The sequence below is a fragment of the Pseudomonas sp. TH37 genome (genome assembly GCF_016650735.1).
Taxonomy (GTDB): Bacteria; Pseudomonadota; Gammaproteobacteria; order Pseudomonadales; family Pseudomonadaceae; genus Aquipseudomonas; species Aquipseudomonas farris.
This window is the reverse complement of sequence record NZ_JAEKFD010000011.1, coordinates 81,187-102,819: the sequence shown is the minus strand read 5'-3', so window position 1 is coordinate 102,819 and position 21,633 is coordinate 81,187. Positions and strand designations below refer to the sequence as shown.

19 protein-coding genes are annotated in these 21,633 nt (G+C 57.6%); 12 read left to right on the top strand and 7 right to left on the bottom strand.

The window, feature by feature from the left end; all coding sequences use genetic code 11:
- The first annotated feature begins 237 nt into the window (after positions 1-237).
- From JFU11_RS23920 to JFU11_RS23910, 3 genes are all read left to right on the top strand, one after another.
- Positions 238-2,976 carry a LuxR C-terminal-related transcriptional regulator gene (locus tag JFU11_RS23920; RefSeq protein WP_201062284.1) on the top strand — a complete coding sequence of 913 codons (2,739 nt, stop codon included), beginning with the start codon at positions 238-240 and terminating at the stop codon, positions 2,974-2,976.
- Between the two features lie 85 nt (positions 2,977-3,061).
- A complete protein-coding gene (locus tag JFU11_RS23915; RefSeq protein WP_123719488.1) occupies positions 3,062-3,703 on the top strand; it encodes an MBL fold metallo-hydrolase in 642 nt (213 codons plus the stop codon).
- A gap of 117 nt (positions 3,704-3,820) precedes the next feature.
- The gene (locus JFU11_RS23910; RefSeq protein WP_123719487.1) at positions 3,821-4,546 is read left to right on the top strand and encodes an OmpA family protein; all 726 of its coding nucleotides are present in this window, start codon (positions 3,821-3,823) and stop codon (positions 4,544-4,546) included.
- Between the two features lie 269 nt (positions 4,547-4,815).
- On the opposite strand, the gene JFU11_RS23905 is transcribed toward JFU11_RS23910, so the two are convergent.
- Positions 4,816-5,250: a DUF1043 family protein gene (locus tag JFU11_RS23905; RefSeq protein WP_030129754.1), complete on the bottom strand. Its 435-nt coding sequence runs from the start codon at positions 5,248-5,250 to the stop codon at positions 4,816-4,818.
- Positions 5,251-5,394: 144 nt separating this feature from the next.
- Between JFU11_RS23905 and JFU11_RS23900 the strand changes: the two genes are divergently transcribed.
- The 3 genes from JFU11_RS23900 to zapE all read left to right on the top strand — a co-directional run bounded on the left by JFU11_RS23900 (position 5,395) and on the right by zapE (position 8,604).
- A complete protein-coding gene (locus tag JFU11_RS23900; protein ID WP_201062283.1) occupies positions 5,395-6,039 on the top strand; it encodes an alpha/beta fold hydrolase in 645 nt (214 codons plus the stop codon).
- 24 nt (positions 6,040-6,063) lie between these two features.
- The gene (locus tag JFU11_RS23895; protein WP_007905282.1) at positions 6,064-7,419 is read left to right on the top strand and encodes a tryptophan--tRNA ligase; all 1,356 of its coding nucleotides are present in this window, start codon (positions 6,064-6,066) and stop codon (positions 7,417-7,419) included.
- Positions 7,420-7,509: 90 nt separating this feature from the next.
- On the top strand, positions 7,510-8,604 hold the full coding sequence (gene zapE / locus JFU11_RS23890; RefSeq protein WP_008004987.1) for a cell division protein ZapE: 1,095 nt from the start codon (positions 7,510-7,512) through the stop codon (positions 8,602-8,604).
- A 78-nt stretch (positions 8,605-8,682) separates the two neighbouring features.
- Here the strand turns inward: zapE and JFU11_RS23885 are convergent, their stop codons facing one another.
- From JFU11_RS23885 to JFU11_RS23865, 5 genes are all read right to left on the bottom strand, one after another.
- Entirely contained in the window at positions 8,683-9,663 is a 981-nt protein-coding gene (locus JFU11_RS23885; RefSeq protein ID WP_201062282.1) for an asparaginase, read from the bottom strand.
- Positions 9,664-9,740: 77 nt separating this feature from the next.
- On the bottom strand, positions 9,741-10,949 hold the full coding sequence (locus JFU11_RS23880) for a hypothetical protein (protein ID WP_201121386.1): 1,209 nt from the start codon (positions 10,947-10,949) through the stop codon (positions 9,741-9,743).
- Between the two features lie 16 nt (positions 10,950-10,965).
- The gene (locus tag JFU11_RS23875; protein ID WP_123719483.1) at positions 10,966-11,853 is read right to left on the bottom strand and encodes a nitrilase family protein; all 888 of its coding nucleotides are present in this window, start codon (positions 11,851-11,853) and stop codon (positions 10,966-10,968) included.
- Between the two features lie 194 nt (positions 11,854-12,047).
- Entirely contained in the window at positions 12,048-13,994 is a 1,947-nt protein-coding gene (locus JFU11_RS23870) for an FAD-dependent oxidoreductase (RefSeq protein ID WP_123719482.1), read from the bottom strand.
- A gap of 263 nt (positions 13,995-14,257) precedes the next feature.
- Complete coding sequence (locus tag JFU11_RS23865; RefSeq protein WP_173667540.1) at positions 14,258-15,154, bottom strand: GlxA family transcriptional regulator; 897 nt, start codon at positions 15,152-15,154, stop codon at positions 14,258-14,260.
- 244 nt (positions 15,155-15,398) lie between these two features.
- Here JFU11_RS23865 and JFU11_RS23860 point away from each other — a divergent pair, with 244 nt between their 5' ends.
- Positions 15,399-16,535 carry an acyl-CoA dehydrogenase family protein gene (locus JFU11_RS23860; protein ID WP_038981619.1) on the top strand — a complete coding sequence of 379 codons (1,137 nt, stop codon included), beginning with the start codon at positions 15,399-15,401 and terminating at the stop codon, positions 16,533-16,535.
- Positions 16,536-16,638: 103 nt separating this feature from the next.
- Here the strand turns inward: JFU11_RS23860 and JFU11_RS23855 are convergent, their stop codons facing one another.
- Positions 16,639-17,679: an NADP(H)-dependent aldo-keto reductase gene (locus tag JFU11_RS23855; RefSeq protein ID WP_123719481.1), complete on the bottom strand. Its 1,041-nt coding sequence runs from the start codon at positions 17,677-17,679 to the stop codon at positions 16,639-16,641.
- Between the two features lie 245 nt (positions 17,680-17,924).
- On the opposite strand from JFU11_RS23855, the gene rplM reads away from it, so the two are divergent.
- From rplM to JFU11_RS23830, 5 genes are all read left to right on the top strand, one after another.
- Positions 17,925-18,353 (top strand): 50S ribosomal protein L13, encoded by a 429-nt coding sequence (gene rplM / locus JFU11_RS23850; RefSeq protein WP_007905295.1) that lies wholly within the window; start codon positions 17,925-17,927, stop codon positions 18,351-18,353.
- A gap of 14 nt (positions 18,354-18,367) precedes the next feature.
- Positions 18,368-18,760, top strand: coding sequence for a 30S ribosomal protein S9 (gene rpsI, locus JFU11_RS23845; protein WP_002555064.1), 393 nt, complete (start codon positions 18,368-18,370; stop codon positions 18,758-18,760).
- A gap of 267 nt (positions 18,761-19,027) precedes the next feature.
- On the top strand, positions 19,028-19,621 hold the full coding sequence (petA, locus tag JFU11_RS23840) for a ubiquinol-cytochrome c reductase iron-sulfur subunit (protein WP_007905300.1): 594 nt from the start codon (positions 19,028-19,030) through the stop codon (positions 19,619-19,621).
- Positions 19,621-20,832: a cytochrome bc complex cytochrome b subunit gene (locus JFU11_RS23835; RefSeq protein ID WP_038981622.1), complete on the top strand. Its 1,212-nt coding sequence runs from the start codon at positions 19,621-19,623 to the stop codon at positions 20,830-20,832. The genes petA and JFU11_RS23835 overlap by 1 nt, the downstream gene beginning before the upstream one ends.
- Positions 20,832-21,614 (top strand): cytochrome c1, encoded by a 783-nt coding sequence (locus JFU11_RS23830; RefSeq protein WP_123719480.1) that lies wholly within the window; start codon positions 20,832-20,834, stop codon positions 21,612-21,614. The genes JFU11_RS23835 and JFU11_RS23830 overlap by 1 nt, the downstream gene beginning before the upstream one ends.
- Positions 21,615-21,633 lie beyond the last annotated feature (19 nt).

Here is a 21,633-nt window from a genome sequence, read left to right as displayed (position 1 = left end):
AGCGCTGCGGTGTTTCAGGACAATATTGCATTCAGGTTTTACGACTGCTTCGCAGCCGAACGCAGCCTCGCAGGCTCGACAGCTGCTACGAGCTGGTGTGGCTGTCCGGTTTACCGACACTTCTGCTTGTAGTCTTTTTGTAGCCATTTGTAGCAATAACCTTCAATAGCTCTTCGTTTACCGCTAGGCTGCGGACATCTGTAACGCCGCCATCAGCCTTTCAAACAAGAGCCGGCCATGACTGATCTGTCCCCACTTCCGGGCCCTGCAAGCGTTGCCGTCGCCGCATTGGACGGGCGCTTTTTCCGGCCTCCGCTGCCCGACGGCCATGTGCTGCGGCCGCGTTTGTGCGAGCGCCTGAGCGCCGGCCTCGGTGGCAGGCTGTTGCTGGTCAGCGCGCCAGCGGGGTTCGGCAAGAGTTCATTGGCGGTGGAGTTTTGCCAGGGGTTGCCGGATCACTGGCAAAGCCTGTGGCTAGGGTTGAGCCCTCGGGACAGCGATCCCGGTCGTTTTCTTGAACGCCTGCTTGAAGGACTTCAAGAGTATTTTCCGCAACTGGGCAGCCAGGCGCTGGGGCTGCTGAAAATGCGCCAACGTCATCAGCCATTCGCTTTCGAAGAATGGCTGGACGGTTTGCTCGATGAACTGGCTGTGCACCTTTCACCCGTTACACCGCTGTTGCTGGTACTTGATGATTATCATCTGGCCCAGGGCCCGGTGCTTGATCGTTGCCTGCAATTTTTTCTCAATCATTTACCCGATGGCCTGCTGGTCATGGTCACCAGTCGGCAACGTCCCGACTGGCATCTGGCACGCCTGCGACTGTCGCGGCAACTGCTCGAATTGCATGAGCAGGATCTTCGACTGACCCACGATGAAGCCCTGAGCCTGCTTGATCGGCACAGCATTTCATTGCGTGGCGAGGCGCTGGAGAGTTTGATCCAGCGCAGCGAAGGCTGGGTGGCAGGGCTGCGTTTCTGGCTGCTGGCGGCCTCCGAGGCGGGCAGCGAGGGCGCCTTGCCCCAATCGCTGTACGGTGGGGAAGGGCTGATTCGCGATTACTTGCTCGAAGAAGTCATCGATTGCCTGCCCGCCGAGGTGCAGTCATTCCTGTACGAGACCGCGCCTCAAGAGCGCTTTTGCAGCGAGTTGTGCGACGCCGTGCGCGAAGCCCATGACAGTGCCGAGATCCTGCGTTTCCTGCTGGCGCATCAGGTGTTTCTGGTGCCGCTGGACGAACACGGTCACTGGTACCGCTATCACCACCTGTTTTCCGACCTGCTGCGCAGCCGGCCCACAGCCCAGGCGATGGTACCGACGGCCAGCCTGCATCTGCGTGCCTGCCGCTGGTTCAACGCCCAAGGGTTACTCGATGAGGCGGTAGAGCAGGCGTTGCGTGCCGGGCATCTGGACGTTGCAGCGAATCTGGTACAAAACCTCTCTGAAGAACAGCTGCTGGCCGAGCAGAACGTCGGCATGCTGCTGCGCTGGAAAATGGACTTGCCCGACAGCCTGCTGATCAGCACGCCTCGGCTGATCGTGCTCTACAGCTGGGCGTTGGGGCTGGCCTGCCAACTGGACGCCGCCGAGGAACTGGCCAGCCACTTGAGCCGCTTCCTGCCGGCCCCGTCGGCCACTGCGCAAAAATCCATGCTGGCGCAATGGCTGGCCCTGAGCGGCATCATTGCCCGGGGACGAGGCAATCGCGAGCTGACGTTGCTCTATTGCACCGAAGCGCTGGAGAGCCTGCCGGCCAAACGCTATGGGCAGCGCCTGATGTGCCTCTCGACATTGTCTAACCTGGCCATTGCCGACAGCGACCTTTGGCGTGCACGGGGGTTGAATCGTGAGTCCCTTGAACTGGCACAACGGGTCGGCAATCCGCTGTTCGAGGCGCTGGCCCATTACGACCGCGCTCGCGTGCTGCAAGCGCGCGGTGAGATTCTTCGCTCACTGGATGAAGTCCGCCAAGGGCTGCAACGCCTGCAAGGTTTATCCCCGCAACGGCTGTATGCGGTGCGCGCGCGCCTGACCTTATACGAGGGTTTTTTGCTGGCGCTGCGTTTGCAACCCCAGGCCGCGCGGGCACGTTTGCTCGCGGGTTTGGGTGAAGCGCGGGCCTGTCGCGACATCAGCGTGCTGATCGGCCACTGCGTGATTGCCCGTCTGGAGGGCAGCAGCGGCGAGTTCGCCAAAGCCTTCGCCGAACTCGCCGAGGCCGAGCGCCTGATGCACATCTGGGACGTCCCGCCGATTTACTACCTGGCGATGATCACCCTGGTCAAATGCGAACTCTGGCTGGCCCAGGGCCGCACCGACCTCGCCGAAGCCTGGCTCACGCGATTGGGTCAGACCTACAACGGCGAGCATCCGGCGGCCCCCCCGGAATTCCATCCGCAACTGCCATTGCACATTGAACTGCAACAGGCGGTGCTGGACATGATGAAAGGCCAGTCCATGCTTGCCGAAGGGCGCTTGAACGCGTTGCATGAACACGGTCAGCACAGCGGCCGGCAGATGCTCAGCGTGATGGCGCTAAGTCAGAAAATCATCCTGTTGCTGGCGGGTGGGCGCGAATCCGAGGCCCGCAAGGCATTGGCCCAGGCTCTGGAAGCGGCCGCCGGTGGTGTCCTGCAACCGTTTGACCCATTGTTGACCGAACACCCGGACTGGCTGCGCGGGCAACTTCAACTCTGTGCGCCGACGGCTGTTTCGCAGAGTCTCTCGGAAAAACTTCCGGCCCTGGCCTCCCGCCCGATGGTGGAGTCATCGCCTGCTGCCGAACAACTCAGTGCGCGTGAACTGGCCGTTCTGCGACTGATCGCCCAAGGGTGTTCAAACCAGGAAATCAGCGAGCAGTTGTTTATTTCGCTGCATACGGTGAAGACCCATGCCAGTCATATCAACAGTAAGTTGGGGGTTGAGCGGCGCACGCAGGCGGTGGCACGGGCGAAGGAGTTGGGGGTGTTGGCGTAACGCATTTTAACGATGCATATGGGGTAAATGGCTCAGGGCAATTCTGTGCCAAAATTGGCCATTCCTGTTTTCCGAGCGTGCCCCGATGTCCCAGCAACCCACTCTCATCCGCGAAACCTTTCCCGTCGGGCCGTTGCAGTGCAACTGCACAATCATCGGCGACCCGATCACCAAAAAAGCCATCGTCGTCGACCCGGGCGGCAACCACGAACTGATCCTCGCGCGCCTCGATGCGTTGGGCCTGAAGGTGGTCAGCATCATCCACACCCACGCGCACCTGGATCATTTCCTGGCTTCCGGGCAGCTCAAGGAGAAAACCGGCGCGACGCTGCATCTGCATAAAGAAGATCAATTCCTCTGGGACAACCTGGAGATGCAGTGCCAGATGTTCGGTGTGCCTTACACCCCCGTGCCATCGCCAGATCGCTGGTTGGCCGACGACGAGGAGCTGGCTTGCGGGTGTGGCGTGGCGTTGCACACGCCGGGTCATACACCAGGTTCCATGAGCTTTTGGTTTTCAGAGGCTAAGCTGCTGATTGCCGGTGATACGCTGTTCAAGCGTGGGGTAGGGCGCACGGATTTATGGGGAGGCGATCAGGCGACTCTCGTGCGGTCGATCAAACAACGGTTGTATACCCTCGACGAAGAGGCGACGGTGGTGACCGGTCATGGTCCGGATACTCGTCTGGGCGATGAAATGCGCGGTAACCCCTTTGTACGAGCCTGAAGATGCAGTTGTGAAAGGCACGACGGAATTTTTGGCGTTGGCCATGATCCAACGCCCGCAAAGGTTCATTGCTTAAGTCCGCTGCACCACAGAATGCAAAAAAAGTAGGAGCTCTCCATGTTCACCTCGCGTCGTTTGATTATTGTCGCTACTGCTGTGGCTTTGTTGTCCGGTTGCGCATCGCAAAACCCTTATGACAACCAGGGTCAGGCTGATGGCGGTTCTACGGGCATGAGCAAAACCGCCAAATACGGTGGCCTCGGCGCCTTGGCCGGTGCACTGGCCGGTGCTGCCATCAGTCACGATAACCGTGGCAAGGGCGCGCTGATTGGCGCCGCCGTGGTGGGGGCTTCTGCCGCCGGTTACGGTTACTACGCCGACCAGCAGGAGAAAAAACTGCGGGCCAGCATGGCTAACACTGGGGTTGAAGTGCAGCGCCAAGGCGATCAGATCAAGCTGATCATGCCGGGCAACATCACATTCGCCACTGATTCGGCGAACATCGCGTCGGGCTTCTACCAGCCGCTGAACAACCTGGCGGGCTCGCTCAAGGAGTTCAACCAGAACCAGATCGAGATTGTTGGCTACACCGACAGCACCGGCAGCCGTCAGCACAACATGGACCTGTCCCAGCGTCGCGCCCAGAGTGTGGCGACTTACCTGACCTCCCAGGGTGTCAGCGGCGCCAACCTGTCGGCGCGTGGTGCCGGGCCGGATAACCCGATTGCCAGCAATGGTGATGTGAATGGCCGGGCGCAGAACCGTCGCGTCGAGGTCAACCTGAAGGCGATTCCGGGTCAGGAATATCAGCAGCAGGGCCAGCCTGTTCAGCAGTATCAGTAACACCAGCCCATAAAAACTGTGGGGGCGGGCTTGCTCGCGAAAGCGGTGTGCCAGGCGACATTAATCTCGACTGACACGGCCTCTTCGCGGGCAAGCCCGCTCCCACAGTGTTCTTCGTCGATCACAAGATAGTGGCCAAACACAAATCCTGTGGGAGCGGGCTTGCCCGCGAAGAGGCCCTGACAGACACCAGGGATATTGGATAAGAAACAAAAAAGCCCTCGGACAATCACTCATCCGAGGGCTTTTTCATGTCGCGCGAAACCTGATTACTTCTTCAGGCCGTAATGCTCATCGAGCATGCCCGGCGCGTTCGGCATTTTAGGGGCGTAGTCGCGAGGCGGTTCCTGATCGCGCGGTGGCGTCAGGCGTTCCCGTGGAGCCTGTGCCGCGTCGGCGTGCAGGGCAGCCAGCAAGCGTTGGCGAGTCTGCTCGTCCAGGGCCAGACGGTTGGCGCCCTCGGCGAGGTGATCTTGCACTTCCTGATAGCTCTGAGTCAGTTTCTTGACCAGTGTTGCAGTGCTGTTGAAGTGGGTGACCACTTCGTTCTGATAATTGTCAAAACGTTCCTGAATATCATCCAGCTGACGTTGCGTGCGGTTAGGCGCGGCATTCGGCACCAGGCGAGCGATCAGGAATCCAATGGCGACACCCACAACCAGGGCAAGAGTCGGCAACAACCAAACTAAGAGCGAGTGTTCCACGAGTCCTTCCTCTATAAACGGCTTTGCTTTACGTTAACGGCTCGAACCTGCGCTGTATACCGCGATTCACTCGCAATAGATTGGCACAGACAATTTGCTAGACGAGTCGACCCGATTCGAGGTCACGGAGTTCCTTCCTTGCTTATGCGCGAAACCCCTGTAGTGATTGATGGCCCGGTCGGCCAACTGGAAGCCCTGTACTTAAATAGCGAGGGGCCGGATAACGAGCAGCCCCGCGGCCTGGCGCTGATCTGCCACCCGAACCCGGTGCAGGGCGGCACCATGCTCAACAAAGTCGTCTCGACCTTGCAGCGCACCGCGCGCGACGCCGGTTTGATTACTTTGCGTTTCAACTACCGTGGCGTCGGCACCAGCCAAGGCTCGCACGACATGGGCACTGGCGAAGTCGACGATGCCCAGGCGGCGGCCGAGTGGCTGCGAGCCAGACATCCTGACTTGCCCCTGACCCTGTTCGGTTTCTCCTTCGGCGGATTTGTTGCAGCAAGTCTCGGCGGACGCCTGGAAGCCAAGGGCGAGCAACTCAAGCATTTGTTCATGGTCGCGCCCGCCGTCATGCGTTTGGGCGATCAGGATCAACTGCCGCAACAAGGTACATTGACCCTGATTCAGCCGGAAACCGACGAAGTCATCGATCCACAGCTCGTTTACGATTGGTCGGACGCACTCGATCGCCCCCATGAGCTGCTGAAAGTGGCAGAATGCGGACACTTTTTTCATGGCAAGCTGACCGATCTCAAGGATCTGATCCTGCCGCGTCTTTCGAATTGATTGCAGTCTGACAAGCGATTACCCATGACGACTCGTACCCGTATCCTCACCGGCATCACCACCACCGGCACGCCGCACCTGGGCAACTACGCCGGCGCTATCCGTCCGGCGATCGTCGCCAGCCGTGACAGCAATGCCGATTCGTTCTACTTCCTGGCCGACTACCACGCCCTGATCAAATGCGATGACCCGCTGCGCATCCAGCGCTCGCGTCTGGAAATCGCCGCGACCTGGCTGGCCGGTGGCCTGGACGTGGACCGCGTGACTTTCTATCGCCAGTCCGACATCCCGGAAATCCCTGAACTGACCTGGCTGCTGACCTGCGTGGCCGCCAAGGGCCTGCTCAACCGCGCCCATGCCTACAAGGCCTCGGTGGACAAGAACGTCGAGACCGGTGAAGACCCGGATGCCGGCATCACCATGGGCCTGTACAGCTACCCGGTGTTGATGGCGGCGGACATTCTGATGTTCAACGCCCATAAGGTGCCGGTCGGTCGTGACCAGATCCAGCACGTGGAAATGGCGCGGGACATCGGCCAGCGCTTCAACCACTTGTTCGGCCAGGGCAAAGAGTTCTTCACCATGCCCGAAGCGCTGATCGAGGAGAGCGTCGCCACCTTGCCAGGGCTCGACGGTCGCAAGATGTCGAAGAGCTACGACAACACCATTCCGTTGTTCAGCAGCGCCAAAGAGATGAAAGACGCGATTTCGCGGATCGTCACCGACTCCCGTGCCCCGGGCGAAGCCAAGGATCCGGACAATTCGCACCTGTTCACCTTGTTCCAGGCCTTCGCTACGCCGGCACAATCCGACGAATTCCGCAGCGAATTGCTTCAGGGGCTGGGTTGGGGCGAGGCGAAGAATCGTCTGTTCCAACTGCTCGACAGCGAATTGGGCGAATCCCGCGAGCGTTATCACCAGCTGATCGAACGCCCGGCGGATCTGGAAGACATGCTGCAGATCGGCGCCAAAAAGGCCCGTTCGGTGGCGACGCCGTTCCTCCACGAACTGCGCGAGGCGGTCGGCCTGCGCTCTTTCGTCGCTCAGACCCAAGTCGCAGCGACCACCAAGAAGAAAGCTGCGAAAGCCGCGCGCTTCGTCAGCTTCCGTGAAGACGACGGCAGTTTCCGCTTCCGTCTGCTGGCGGCCGATGGCGAGCAACTGTTGCTGTCGCGCAACTTCGCCGACGGTAAAACCGCAGGGCAAGTGACCAAGCAACTGCAATCCGGTCAGGCCTTGGACGTGCGCAGTGAAGACCTGAGCTTCAGCGTCTGGCTGGAAGGCGAGTGCGTTGCCGACAGTCCGGCCTTCGCCGACAGCGCTGCTCGCGATGCTGCCATCGGTGCTTTGCGCGTTGCCCTGACACCGGTTCAGGAATAATCAACGGCTCGGTCCGACCAAGGGCCGATTGCCATTCCCACGGGCCGTCGCTACAGTGACGGCCCGTTTTTGTTGCCTTGCTAACGAATTATGACGCCCCTAGAACGATATCAAGCTGATCTGAAACGCCCGGAATTCTTCCACGATGCTGCCCAGGAAACGGCGGTGCGTCATTTGCAGCGTCTGTACGACGATCTGGTCGCGGCCTCGCAGAACAAACCGGGCCTGCTCGGCAAACTGTTTGGCAAGAAAGACCAGGTGCCGGTCAAGGGCCTGTACTTCTGGGGCGGCGTTGGTCGCGGCAAGACTTACCTGGTCGATACCTTCTTCGAAGCGCTGCCGTTCAAGGAAAAGACTCGCACTCACTTCCACCGCTTCATGAAGCGCGTGCATGAAGAGATGAAGACCCTCGGCGGCGAGAAAAACCCGCTGACCATCATCGCCAAGCGTTTCTCCGACGAGTCGCGAGTGATTTGTTTCGATGAGTTCTTCGTCTCCGACATCACTGACGCGATGATTCTTGGCACGTTGATGGAAGAGTTGTTCAAGAACGGCGTGACCCTGGTCGCGACGTCGAACATCGTGCCGGACGGCCTGTACAAGGACGGCCTGCAGCGTGCGCGTTTCCTGCCGGCCATTGCGCTGATCAAGCAGAACACCGAGATCGTCAACGTCGACAGCGGCGTCGATTACCGTCTGCGCCACCTCGAGCAAGCGGAGCTGTTCCACTTTCCGCTGGATGACGCTGCCCAGGAAAGCCTGCGCAAGAGCTTCCGGGCCCTGACGCCGGAATGCACGGCAGCCATCGAGAACGACGTGCTGGTGATCGAGAACCGTGAAATCCGTGCCGTGCGCACCTGCGATGACGTGGCCTGGTTCGACTTCCGCGAACTCTGCGACGGCCCACGCAGCCAGAACGATTACATCGAACTGGGTAAAATCTTCCACGCCGTGTTGCTCAGCAACGTCGAGCAGATGAGCGTCACCACCGACGACATCGCCCGCCGCTTTATCAACATGGTCGACGAGTTCTACGACCGTAACGTGAAGCTGATCATTTCTGCCGAAGTCGAGCTCAAAGACCTCTACACCGGCGGTCGCCTGAACTTTGAGTTCCAGCGCACGCTTAGTCGTTTGCTGGAAATGCAGTCACACGAATTCCTGTCTCGGGCGCATAAGCCGTAGAGCTATTCAAAAATAAGTAGAACTTTTCGGAAAATAAAAAGGGCCTGCAATGCAGGCCCTTTTTTGCGCGCTGTTTTGTCAGTTCTGAACGAGAAAGCGCGCCAGTTCATCTTGTTGCTGGCAGCCAATGAGCAGCCACAGCAAGATTCTGGTTTTGCGTGGACAGAGAAATCCAGCCATCGATGCACCTTTACGGATCAGGTCCATCTCGCTGCCAATAAACCCGTAGGTCGATTGAGCCGTGCTGCCCGAACCCGTCCGGGTGGCGACGATGACAGGGATTTTTCTGGCAATGGTTTCAATCACCTCCGCCCAGCTCGCGCAAACGTGTCCTGCACCGAAACCCGCAATCACTAGCCCGTCGTAGCCCAGTTCGAGGATGTTCTCGAGTAACAGGGTATTGGCGCCAAGCGACGCTTCCAGAAGGGCAATCTTCTGTGTGGTCTGCTGAGGCAATGGTAGAACCCTGCGCTGAACCGGCAAGCGCAGATAGTTGACGGTGTTTTCCATCAGCATGCCGGCAGGACCAACGATAGGGGAGGAAAAAGCCTGCAATGCCAATGAATCGGTTTTGCGGACGGCGTTCGCTGAATGAATCTGCCCGTTCATCACCACGTGAACGCCTCGTTGACGGCTGTTTTCAGCCAGTGCGACCCGGCAAGCATCCAGTAGATTCGCCGGACCATCGGCCCCTGCCTGATTTGCCGAACGCATGGCGCCGGTCAGGACCAAAGGTTCGTCGTGATCCCACAAGTAATCGAAAAATGTGGCCGTTTCTTCCAGGGTATCCGTCCCCTGAGTGATGACAACACCTGCAGCGCCTTGCTTGACCTGAAAATTCGCCCAAGCAAGAACACTCAACAAGAACTCGAAATCCAGCGAGGCGCTGGGCAACAGTCCGAGCGTTTCTACGGTGACCCGTGCCAGCGTCGTCAACTCTGGTACCGAGGCCAGCAGGATTTCGCCGCTGACGGTCGGGATCACCCCTTCGGCGGCGTTGCTGGCTTGCATGCTCACGGTGCCGCCGAGCGCCGCGATGGCGAGTTTGGGCAGGTCCATGTGATACCTCATTTGCTTGTGATGAGAAGTGGCTGTATCCGGAGCTGGTCCGTGATACAGCCCAATCGCGACACTCTTCAGCTGGCTATCAGCAGCCCTATGAACGGAATGATCAGCAACGTACTGATGGCCATGGCTAGTACATTGCCGATGAAACCATGCATGTCGGCCGGCAACCGCTTGGCAATTGCGCACGCCAGCGGTGGCGCAATCAGGGCCCCCAGCAGTGCGCTTGAGGCGATGACCTGCCAACTGCCCCCATACGTCAGAACGGTGGCCGGCACGACTGACACCAACGGAACGTAGGTCGGATACCAGCCGCGCAATATCCATTGCCGACGCCAGATCACCACCCCTAGCGCCGAGGTCAACGCCTGCGCGGCGATCAGTTGCGGCAGCAAGCCCGTGCCGTACACCGGGCTTGTCGGGTTCAAGGTGTAAGCCAGCAAGGCACCCGCTATCAAGCCGAGACTGGCCCATTCATTGCCAAAGAACGGCGCTTCCGAAAAGTCGGCCAACACCCGGCGAAGGCTCCACACGACACCATAATCAGGCGTTTTGGTGATGGCGGGTGCGAGCACAGGGGCGGACGGTTTCTTGGATGGGGCGGACTTCACCAGGCTCGGCAGGTAACGGCAGAGCAGAAAAGCGCCGACACTGGCGACCGCCATGCCCGTGACATTGCCGATCACAGCCGGCAATCCGAGGGGATTGCAGACGTAATTGACGATCAGCAAGCACATCGGAGTGACGAAGACGGCGCCCATGATTGCGCCATTGATCGTGACCTTCCAGCCGCCGCCAAACATCAGCACCATTGCCGCCGGCAATGAAACAAAGGCTGCAAACGTGGGTTGCCAACTGGTGGCCGTGACCGTCCAGCCCCACAGCAGGTTGCTCAGCAACAGGCCCAGTAACGAACTGGTGACGAGCCATGGCCATAATCCGCTGCCGTAACAAATGGTAAAGCCTTGCCAGGCTTTTCCCGTTCGATTCGCCCAGTAGGCCAGATAGGCACCTGCCAACAGCCCGATCGAAGCGAATTCGTGTTTATAGAACGCAACCTCGCTGATGTCTCCCAGGACCCAGCGCAACCAGGCGCTCGGCTCCGGAAGGCTCGATACCATGTGACTGTAGTCTGGCCAATGGGCTGACCAGGATATGCGGTAGGTGAATGAAAGCCAGATGACTAACAGTGTCGTGCCGAGCATCAACCAGATGATCGTTATATCTAGCGTCGATCTGGCGGCAAGCTGGTTTTGCGGTTTTTCATTTGTGGTTCCCATCAGTCATGCCCCCTTATCAGCGCGGCAGACAAGGGTGCAGGGTGTAACCGAGCATCTGATCGTAGAGATCGGCTCGACGATCGCGATGCAAATCGTTCAGGTTGTTCCAGATGGGCGCGCTGCGCGAGCTGGTCAGGTCGATATCGGCAAACAGGATTTCCTGCTTGTCCGCTGAAGCTACTTGGCCAATCGGCCAGCCGTTGGTGCCCGCGATCAGCGAGCAGCCCAGGTAACGTGCACCGCGCTCTTCGCCGATCCGGCTTGCGGCCGCAATAAATACATTGTTGACGTGAGCAGCCGTCATCGTCAGGTACGACGCCATGCACTTGCCGGCGTCATCGAATAGAGGCGGCGGGGTCCAGACCCAGTTGTTCAGGCTGCAAATGATGTCGGCGCCTTGCTGACTCAAAATGCGCGGTACTTCCGGGAACCAGATGTCCCAGCAGATCAACAACCCTATGCGACCGATTGGGGTGTCGAAAACCGGGAAGCCCAGATCGCCCGGCGTGAACCACAGTTTCTCCATATTCCATAAATGAGCTTTTCGATATTTGCCGATAAAGCCGTCCGGTCCGACCAGAACGCCGGTGTTGAACAGGCGCATGCCGTCGCGTTCTGTCAAACCGGCGACCAGATAAACCTTGTGCTGACGGGCAAAGTCCATCCAGCTCTGCACGCTCGGCCCGCCAGGAACCTCCTCCGAATGTTCGAACGCATCCTGTCGGCTGCTGAAGAAATAACCTGTGCTTGAAAGCTCAGGCAGGACAATGAGATTCGCACCATCATTTGCCGCTTCCAGAGCCAATTCCAGGCTACGACGCAGATTTGTTTCGTGATTTTTCATGCCGACTTGTGGATCGAATTGCACGACTGCTACACGAACAGGGCTTGTTGGCTCGCTCATTCCCGATGACCTCTTTTTTATTGTTATTCACGCTGTTTAATTGCGTATTCATAAGAGTCGAATCGGCGCGAGGGCGTAAGTCAGCCATTTCCGTTTAGGGTGTAGTCCGTATCCCAAGATGAAAGGGCGAGGCGCTTGGTTTGTGGGGGCGAAGACAGAGCCAATGCACGCCGTGCATGGCTCTGAAGGGGGGATCAGGTTCCGACGTTATAGTGCGGGTAGTCGCTCATGGAAAAACCGCCTTGGAAGGCCGCGGCAGTTTTGTTGCAGATATGGATGACCGCATCGACGGCGCCCCGAAAGCATGGCTCGGTCCAGCCGGCATCAACTGAAAATGACTCCCCGGAAAAATACAGACCTGAAACATGCGCGAAGTCCCGGTTGTACTTCATCAGGCTCACGGCGTCGTAGTAGGTGCCAGGTCGGTATAACTTTGCGCAACCCAACGCATTTTTATCGGTCATCCAACGTTGGACCACTGCTTGATCAAGGCCAATATACGAAGAGATTTTCTCCTGGATGTTGGCGGAATTCATGAGGATCCGGTCCAGCTCTTTGGCGCACTTGTACACCAATTCCTTGTCGGTGAATGAGGCCAGTTTGGTGGCGTCATCCTCCCATGTGTAACTTAAAAGGATGCAGTCATAGCTATAGTTATCGTTGTAGCGATAGGTGTAGACGTCATGAATGAAACTGTCAGTGACGATGGCTTGCGGGATTTTGCTGTTTTTTGAAAGGAAGGATTTTTTTAACGGTGCGAAGACTTTGCAACTGGTTTCCCAATGCGCGGTTTTGTAGGCATTGATCGTCTCGAACGGCAGCATCTGTGGCGTGAAGTTTTCAAGCTTGATGCGAGTTTCTATCAGCCACGAGGGAAGGGTCATGATGACCGAATCAAAGTCATCGAAGTGCTCCTGGATTTGCTCGGGTTGGCTGTGTTTCCAGTTGTAGTAGACGCGTGTTTTCTGGTTCGTCAGTTTTTGAAGTTTTGTAACGGAGGAGTCCGTGAGCAAACCGTTGTTCCTTTCCCGGCAGTGTTCGTAGAAGGACTTTCCGGTTTCGTCGGTTTTCATGAACAGCAGGCATTCGTCCAGCGCAGAGAGCCCGATGTAGCGGGGTCTGTCGAAACTCAGCCCCATCGAGTCAAAAACGGCTTCGTTGTGCAGGTAGGGTGAATCTATCGGATCGCCAGTTGAGTCCACCCGACCATGGATCAATTGCAGTTGGCTGCTGAATCCAAAAATGGCAGTGCGCAGGGGGTAAAGGGAGCAGACATCGTAAAACGCACCCCAGCTACCGTCGCCGATGCCAATGGCATAGAAAATCGCGGACTCCTGTGCGGACATTCCCATTCCGCCAAAGTCCCCCGGTGAACGTTCATCCCAGGCTTGCAGAGCGGGCATGCTGACCAGATCGCGAAACGAAACACTCTCGTATTTTTCAACGATAGCGGCCCACATGGCTTCCCATTCCTGGCTGGCGTAAACCTCTGCGACGTGCCGGGTCATGCGATCGGCAAAGGCTTTCCACTTTGCATAAACTTTTTGCAGTTCTTCACCGGGAGGTGGTGTCTGGCCATCTTCATTTTTCCAGATCAGCATCTGCGGAGTCGGTCCGCCGCACATGCTGCCTTCTCGCAGATAGATGCCGGTCGAGGTGACCCACTGGCTTCCGGGATTGGCGAAATCCGAAAACGCCAGGTCGAACGCCTTTGCGTAGTAAGCCATCAGTGACCGGCCCTCTGTCGGTGGCTCGCCCGCCCGGTTGAAGAAGGGCATGCGCATGGCCCCCATTTCAAACGGTGTATGGCTCATCGGCGAGTGCGGGCTTCCAGGAACGGTCAGGTGCCTGCCACCGATGCGTCTGGATTGTTCTATGAGGGTGATGTGGGTGAACCCGCAACGATAAAGTTCTCTGGCAGCAGTCAGTCCGGTGACACCGGCGCCAATAATGCAAATTTTATGTTGTGGGTCAGTTGCCTTGGCGATGCCGTTTTCCTGTTCAACCAAAGCTCGATAGTCGAAGCACAAGTCGGGTGGATTCGGAAAGCGGGTCGCCCATTTGTTTTCAGCCGAGCGCTTGGTTCGAACGGCTTCCTTTGCTACGAATGACGGGTAGTTGTAGCTTGATCCGATGGTCACTGTTGATCTTCCCTGATGGTGTTTTTAGGGAACGATGTTGAAGTTTTTAAGGGGCGGGGTCTGTGAGCAGAATCGAATGCTCTGGCGCTCTGTATTCCGCTTTTTGCGTAGGAAAATGCATAGCGAAAGAATTGCGCACGCAAAACTTGATGTGGGGGCGAGTTTGCTCGCGATAACAATGTGTCAGTCACATCAATGCTGGATGTGCCGTCATTATCGCGAGCAGGCTCGCTCCTACTTGGGATGTGTGTTGGATTTGAGTATTACGCCGCTTGCTGAAACTGCTGCCGATACTGGTTCGGGGACAACTCCGTGTGCTGGCGGAACAGTCGCGCGAAGAAGCTCGCATCGTCGTAACCAACTTCATAGCTGATGGTCTTGATGCTCTTGCGGCTGCCGGACAACAAGCCCTTGGCCGTCTCGATGCGCAGTCGCTGCAGGTAATGCAGCGGTTTGTCGCCGGTAGCAGTCTGGAAACGACGCATGAAGTTGCGGATGCTCATGCCGTGTTCGCGGGCCACGTCTTCGAAGCGGAACTTGTCGGCGAAGTGTTCTTCGAGCCAATGCTGGATCTGCAGAATGATCACGTCCTGGTGCAGCTTCTGCCCGCCGAAACCGATCCGCCCCGGCGCATAGCTGCGCTGCACTTCGTAAAGAATGTCGCGGGCCACGGCCTGGGCCACGTTGGCGCCGCAAAAACGCTCGATCAGGTAAATGTAGAGATCGCAGGCCGAGGTGGTGCCGCCGGCGCAATACAGGTTGTCGGCGTCAGTCAGGTGTTTGTCCTGATTGAGCTGGACCTGCGGGAAGCGCTCGGCAAACGCATTGAAGAAACGCCAGTAGGTCGTCGCTTCCTTGCCATCGAGCAGCCCTGCCTCGGCCAGCCAGAACACCCCGGTAGCCTCGCCACACAACACGGCACCGCGTGCATGCTGCTGACGCAGCCACGGCAGGACCTGTGGATAACGTTTGCAGAGGGTATCGAAATCGTCCCAGAAGGCGGGAAGGATGATGACGTCGGCATTTTCCAGGCCGCCGTCCACCGGCATGATCACGTCGCTGAAGCTGTTCACTGGTTTGCCGTCGGGGCTGACCAGCCGGGTTTCAAACGCCGGTGTCAGGCCGTGGCCCAGTTGTTTGCCATAGCGCAGGCTGGCCAGATGGAAGAAATCCTTGGCTTGCATGAGGGTGGAAGCGAAAACCCGGTCGATAGCCAGGATGCTGACGCGCCGCAAGGGCGTGGAGACTTGGTTAGACATAATTCAACTTTATTCTTATAGGGGAAAGTGGTCACCAGACGGCTGGATCGTCTTATTTTTTGTCGGATGTGTCCAGTGTCCTGTATCGGAAGCGAGGCTTAGTCTCTAAAGGTCAATTCCGGCTAACAATAACCACAGGTGCCGCATGATCCCCAGAACCTTGTTCAGCTCCGAGCACGAACTTTTTCGCGACAGCGTGCGAACGTTCCTCGAAAAAGAGGCCGTGCCGTTCCATGGACAATGGGAAAAACAAGGCTATATCGACCGCAAACTCTGGAACAAGGCGGGGGAGGCGGGGATGCTCTGTTCGCATTTGCCGGAAGAATACGGCGGGCTGGGGGCAGACTTTCTCTACAGCGCGGTGGTGATCGAAGAGGTCGGTCGCCTGGGTCTGACCGGCATCGGCTTTTCTCTTCATTCGGACATTGTGGCGCCTTACATCCTGCATTACGGCAGTGAAGCGCTGAAACACAAATACCTGCCCAAACTGGTGTCCGGCGAGATGGTCACCGCGATTGCCATGACCGAACCGGGTGCCGGTTCCGATCTGCAAGGGGTGAAAACGACCGCTGTGCTAGATGGTGACGAATACGTGATCAACGGTTCGAAGACCTTCATCACCAATGGCTTTCTGGCTGACCTGGTGATCGTCGTGGCCAAGACCGATCCGAAGGCGGGGGCGAAGGGCACCAGTCTGTTTCTGGTGGAGGCCAATACGCCGGGCTTCGCCAAGGGCAAGCGTCTGGAAAAGGTCGGCATGAAGGCTCAGGACACCTCGGAGCTGTTCTTCCAGGACGTTCGGGTGCCGAAGGAAAATCTGCTGGGCCAGGCCGGGATGGGTTTCGCTTACCTGATGCAGGAACTGCCGCAGGAGCGTCTGACGGTCGCGGTGGGTGGCTTGGCGTCAGCCGAAGCGGCGTTGCAATGGACGCTGGATTACACCCGTGAGCGCAAGGCTTTCGGCAAGGCCATCGCCGACTTCCAGAACACCCGCTTCAAACTCGCTGAAATGGCGACCGAAATCCAGATCGGCCGGGTTTTCGTCGATCGCTGCCTGGAACTGCATCTGCAAGGCAAACTCGACGTGCCGACAGCGGCAATGGCCAAGTACTGGGGCACCGACCTGCAATGCAAGGTGCTCGATGAATGCGTGCAGCTGCATGGCGGTTACGGATTCATGTGGGAATACCCGATCGCCCGGGCGTGGGCAGATGCGCGGGTGCAGCGGATCTATGCCGGGACCAATGAGATCATGAAGGAGATTATTGCGCGGTCGCTGTAATTTGCAGTGACTGGGCGGACGCCATCGCGGGCAAGCCCGCTCCCACAAGGATTGCGCTGCACCTGTGGGAGCGGGCTTGCCCGCGATTGGATCTAAAGATCAATCAAGGAGCAGGATTCGGATGATCCTGGTGAATCGCCTCGATCCCAGCCAACACTTCGTCGGAAAGTTTGAGCTCGAAGCTGGCAATGTTGCTGTCCAGTTGCTCGAGCGTGGTGGCGCCGATGATGTTGCTGGTGACGAACGGTTGCTGTGTGACGAATGCCAGTGCCATCTGCGCCGGATCCAGACCGTGTTCACGAGCCAATGCCACATAACGGCTGCACGCTGCCTCTGACTGAGGATTGAAGTAGCGGCTGAAGCGGCTGTAGAGGCTCAGGCGACCTTTGGGCGGACGCGCGCCACCTTCGTATTTGCCCGACAGGAAGCCGAACGCCAGTGGTGAATAAGCGAGCAGGCCGCACTGTTCGCGGATGGCGATTTCCGCCAGGCCGACTTCGAAGCTGCGATTGAGCAGGTTGTAGGGGTTCTGGATCGATACGGCGCGCGGCCAGCCACGGGCTTCGGCGAGGGCGAGGAAACGCATGGTGCCCCATGGGGTTTCGTTGGACAGGCCGATGTGGCGGATCTTGCCGGCCTTGACCTGTTCGTCCAGTGCTTCGAGGGTGTCTTCCAATGGCGTGAGGTTGACTTCGCTCGTGTGCTTGTAGCCCAGTTGTCCGAAGAAATTGGTGCTGCGTTCCGGCCAGTGCAACTGATAGAGGTCGATGTAGTCGGTCTGCAAGCGCTTGAGGCTCGCATCCACGGCCTGGACGATGTGCTCGCGGTTGTGCTTGAGGTTTTTGTCGCGGATGTAGTCGATGGTATTTCCGGGGCCGGCGATCTTGCTTGCCAGGATCCAGTCGGCGCGATCGCCGCGACTTTTGAAGTAATTGCCGATGTAACGCTCGGTGGTGGCGTAGGTTTCGGCCTTGGGCGGCACCGGGTACATTTCGGCGGTGTCGATGAAATTGATGCCCGCGCTCTTGGCCCGTTCGATCTGGGCGAAGGCTTCAGCCTCGCTGTTTTGCTCGCCCCAGGTCATGGTGCCGAGGCAGATTGCACTCACGTTCAGATTGGTACGGCCTAGCTGGCGATAGTCCATCGGGTGCTCCTTGGGCAAAACAATCATAAAAGCAGGTTGAATTATTTTTCGCAATCTGCATAATTGCGCACCTCTTTCTGCAGTGGAAGTGATGCGCCGCCGCCGAAGAATCTTGCCGTTGAACGGACGCGCCGACCCGAGCCCCCGAAAGCGTCTGTATCCGGCTGCCTTTGACTTGTCAAAGTACGCACTATTCAGTAAGATCCGCCGTCTAATTTACAGGGCGGCCCCTGAGGCTATAAAGAATGAAAACTTTTACTGCTAAACCGGAAACAGTACAGCGCGACTGGTTTGTCGTCGACGCTGCAGGTCAGACCCTGGGTCGTCTGGCCACCGAAATCGCGAGCCGTCTGCGTGGCAAGCATAAAGCTGAGTACACTCCTCACGTTGACACCGGCGATTACATCGTCGTTATCAATGCCGAGCAGATTCGTGTAACCGGTGCTAAAACCACCGACAAAATCTACTACTCCCACTCCGGTTTCCCGGGCGGCATCAAGTCGATCAACTTCGAAAAGCTGATCGCTAAAGCCCCTGAGCGCGTGATCGAGACCGCGGTCAAAGGCATGCTGCCTAAGAACCCGCTGGGTCGCGACATGTATCGTAAGCTGAAAGTCTATGCGGGCGCTGTACACCCTCATACTGCTCAGCAGCCCCAAGAACTGAAGTTTTAACGGAATAGTTCATTATGTCGGCGACTCAAAATTACGGCACTGGCCGTCGCAAGACCGCAACCGCACGCGTTTTCCTGCGTCCGGGTACTGGTAACATCTCCATCAACAACCGTTCGCTGGATAATTTCTTCGGCCGCGAAACTGCCCGCATGGTAGTTCGTCAGCCGCTGGAATTGACTGAGACTGTCGAGAAGTTCGACATCTACGTCACCGTGATCGGCGGTGGTGTAAGTGGTCAAGCTGGCGCAATCCGCCACGGTATCACTCGCGCACTGATGCAGTACGACGAAACCCTGCGTGGCGCTCTGCGCAAAGCTGGCTTCGTTACTCGCGATGCTCGTGAAGTTGAACGTAAGAAAGTTGGTCTGCGTAAAGCGCGTAAGCGTCCGCAGTACTCGAAGCGTTAATTCGCTTTCGCGTTCAAAAAGAACGCCCAGTTTCCTCGCGAAGCTGGGCGTTTTTTTATGGGCGCGATTTATCAATGAATTGCGCTGTGACAACTTGCCACATCCGCAGAAGCCCTATACTGCAAGGCTTGGCAGTGGAGCCCCTCGGTAATTACCTTGTCAGAATTGGGGCTTTTCATTACCATTCGGCAAAATTTTTATAAGTTCAGATTTTTACTTAGTAGACGCCTGATTTAACAGGCCACAAAGCTGATGGGAGAGGACTGAATGAGCAATGACGGCGTGAATGCAGGCCGGCGTCGCTTCTTGGTAGCAGCCACATCCGTGGTGGGTGCTGCAGGAGCGGTGGGGGCTGCGGTCCCGTTCGTGGGGTCATGGTTTCCCAGTGCCAAGGCGAAAGCTGCAGGTGCACCGGTGAAAGTGAATGTCAGCAAAATCGAGCCAGGTCAGCAAATGATTGCTGAGTGGCGCGGCCAGCCGGTGTTCATTGTCCGCCGTACGGAGGAAATCCTGGGGAATCTGAAAAAGATCGAGGGCCAGCTGTCTGACCCGACCTCCAAGAACTCTACGCAACCGACCTATGTCGACCCGGAGACGCGTTCGATCAAGCCAGAAGTTCTGCTGCTGATCGGTATCTGCACTCACCTGGGTTGCTCTCCGACCTTCCGTCCAGAAGTGGCACCTGCCGACCTGGGCAAGGATTGGGTAGGTGGTTATTTCTGCCCTTGCCACGGTTCCCATTACGATTTGGCTGGCCGCGTCTACAAGTCGCAACCTGCGCCTTTGAACCTGCCAGTTCCCCCGCATTCCTATGAGACCGATGACATCATTGTCATTGGCGTCGATACGGAGAAAGCGTGATGAGCAAGTTCATGGATTGGGTTGATGCGCGCTTCCCCGCGACCAAAATGTGGGAAGACCATCTCAGCAAGTACTACGCCCCGAAGAACTTCAACTTCTTCTATTTCTTTGGCTCCCTCGCACTGCTCGTTCTGGTCAACCAGATCGTTACCGGTGTCTGGCTGACGATGAGCTACACCCCGTCGGCGGAAGAAGCGTTTGCTTCCGTCGAATACATCATGCGCGACGTCGAGCACGGCTCGATCCTGCGCATGTTGCACGCAGTCGGTGCTTCGATGTTCTTCATCGTCGTTTACCTGCATATGTTCCGTGGTCTGCTTTACGGTTCGTACCAGAAGCCGCGTGAGCTGGTGTGGGTGTTCGGCATGCTGATCTACCTGGCATTGATGGCTGAGGCCTTCATGGGTTATCTGCTGCCGTGGGGCCAGATGTCCTACTGGGGCGCCCAGGTGATCATCTCGCTGTTCGGTGCGATCCCGGTCATCGGTAACGACCTGACCCAGTGGATTCGTGGTGACTACCTGATTTCCGGTATTACCCTGAACCGCTTCTTCGCCTTGCATGTGGTTGCGCTGCCGATCGTGATCCTCGGTCTGGTGGTGGTGCACATTCTGGCGCTGCACGAAGTCGGTTCGAACAATCCGGATGGCGTCGACATCAAGAAGCACAAAGACGAAAACGGCGTACCGCTGGACGGCATTGCCTTCCACCCGTACTACACCGTGAAAGATATCGTCGGCGTGGTGGTGTTCCTGTTCATCTTCTGCTCGATCGTATTCTTCTTCCCGGAAATGGGCGGCTACTTCCTCGAGAAGCCGAACTTTGAAGTGGCGAACGCCTTCAAGACGCCTGAGCACATCGCTCCGGTCTGGTACTTCACACCGTTCTACGCGATTCTGCGGGCGGTTCCGGACAAGCTCCTGGGCGTAATCGCCATGGGCGCGGCCATCGCTGTGCTGTTCGTCCTGCCGTGGCTCGATCGCAGCCCGGTCAAGTCGATGCGCTACAAAGGCTGGCTGAGCAAGATCTGGCTCTGGGTGTTCTGCATCTCGTTCGTGATCCTGGGTGTGTTGGGTGTTCTGGCACCAACGCCAGGCCGTACGTTGCTGTCGCAGGTGTGTACCTTCCTGTACTTCGCCTACTTCATTCTGATGCCGTTCTACACCAGGCTCGAGAAGACCAAACCGGTTCCGGAAAGGGTGACTGGCTGATGAAAAAGCTATTTGCTGTAATGATTCTTGCGGCGATGCCTGTACTGTCTTTCGCATCGACATCGAGTGGCCCGGAGCTGGAAAAGGTCGATATCGACGTTTCTGACAAGGCTGCCATGCAGGACGGCGCACGTACGTTCGCCAACTATTGCATGGGCTGCCACAGCGCCAAGTTCCAGCGCTACGAGCGTGTTGCCGATGACCTGGGCATTCCTCATGAGCTGATGCTCGAGAAGCTGGTGTTCACCGGCGCCAAGATTGGCGATCACATGAACATCGGCATGCAGCCGGCTGATGCCAAGACCTGGTTCGGTGCGGCGCCGCCCGACCTGACGCTGGTGGCTCGTGTTCGTGGCACAGACTGGCTCTACGGCTACCTGCGTTCCTTCTATGAAGACCCGTCGCGTCCTTGGGGCGTGAACAACAAGGTGTTCCCGAACGTCGGCATGCCTAACGTTCTGGTCGGCCTACAGGGTCGTCAGGTGGTAGGCTGTAAGCAAGTTCAAATCGTCGAAGACGGCAAGAAGCAATACGATCCGCTGACCGGCACCGCTTTGACCCATGAAGCCTGCGATCAACTGACTGTATTGCCGAAAACCGGCACGCTGAACGAAGAGCAGTTCGACGAGAAGGTCAAGAACCTGGTGACCTTCCTGGCCTACTCGGCCAACCCGGTGAAGCTGCAGCATCAGCGCATCGGTACCTATGTGTTGCTGTACCTGGCGTTCTTCTTCGTATTCGCTTACTTGCTCAAGCGTGAATACTGGAAAGACGTCCATTGATAAAGCTGTAAGCCATTGC

Coding starts and splice junctions, on each gene's coding strand:
- JFU11_RS23920 (WP_201062284.1), top strand. CDS start 238: ATGACTGATCTGTCCCCACTTCCGGGCCCTGCAAGCGTTGCCGTCGCC.
- JFU11_RS23915 (WP_123719488.1), top strand. CDS start 3,062: ATGTCCCAGCAACCCACTCTCATCCGCGAAACCTTTCCCGTCGGGCCG.
- JFU11_RS23910 (WP_123719487.1), top strand. CDS start 3,821: ATGTTCACCTCGCGTCGTTTGATTATTGTCGCTACTGCTGTGGCTTTG.
- JFU11_RS23900 (WP_201062283.1), top strand. CDS start 5,395: ATGCGCGAAACCCCTGTAGTGATTGATGGCCCGGTCGGCCAACTGGAA.
- JFU11_RS23895 (WP_007905282.1), top strand. CDS start 6,064: ATGACGACTCGTACCCGTATCCTCACCGGCATCACCACCACCGGCACG.
- zapE (WP_008004987.1), top strand. CDS start 7,510: ATGACGCCCCTAGAACGATATCAAGCTGATCTGAAACGCCCGGAATTC.
- JFU11_RS23885 (WP_201062282.1), bottom strand. CDS start 9,663: ATGGACCTGCCCAAACTCGCCATCGCGGCGCTCGGCGGCACCGTGAGC.
- JFU11_RS23880 (WP_201121386.1), bottom strand. CDS start 10,949: ATGGGAACCACAAATGAAAAACCGCAAAACCAGCTTGCCGCCAGATCG.
- JFU11_RS23875 (WP_123719483.1), bottom strand. CDS start 11,853: ATGAGCGAGCCAACAAGCCCTGTTCGTGTAGCAGTCGTGCAATTCGAT.
- JFU11_RS23860 (WP_038981619.1), top strand. CDS start 15,399: ATGATCCCCAGAACCTTGTTCAGCTCCGAGCACGAACTTTTTCGCGAC.
- JFU11_RS23855 (WP_123719481.1), bottom strand. CDS start 17,679: ATGGACTATCGCCAGCTAGGCCGTACCAATCTGAACGTGAGTGCAATC.
- rplM (WP_007905295.1), top strand. CDS start 17,925: ATGAAAACTTTTACTGCTAAACCGGAAACAGTACAGCGCGACTGGTTT.
- rpsI (WP_002555064.1), top strand. CDS start 18,368: ATGTCGGCGACTCAAAATTACGGCACTGGCCGTCGCAAGACCGCAACC.
- petA (WP_007905300.1), top strand. CDS start 19,028: ATGAGCAATGACGGCGTGAATGCAGGCCGGCGTCGCTTCTTGGTAGCA.
- JFU11_RS23835 (WP_038981622.1), top strand. CDS start 19,621: ATGAGCAAGTTCATGGATTGGGTTGATGCGCGCTTCCCCGCGACCAAA.
- JFU11_RS23830 (WP_123719480.1), top strand. CDS start 20,832: ATGAAAAAGCTATTTGCTGTAATGATTCTTGCGGCGATGCCTGTACTG.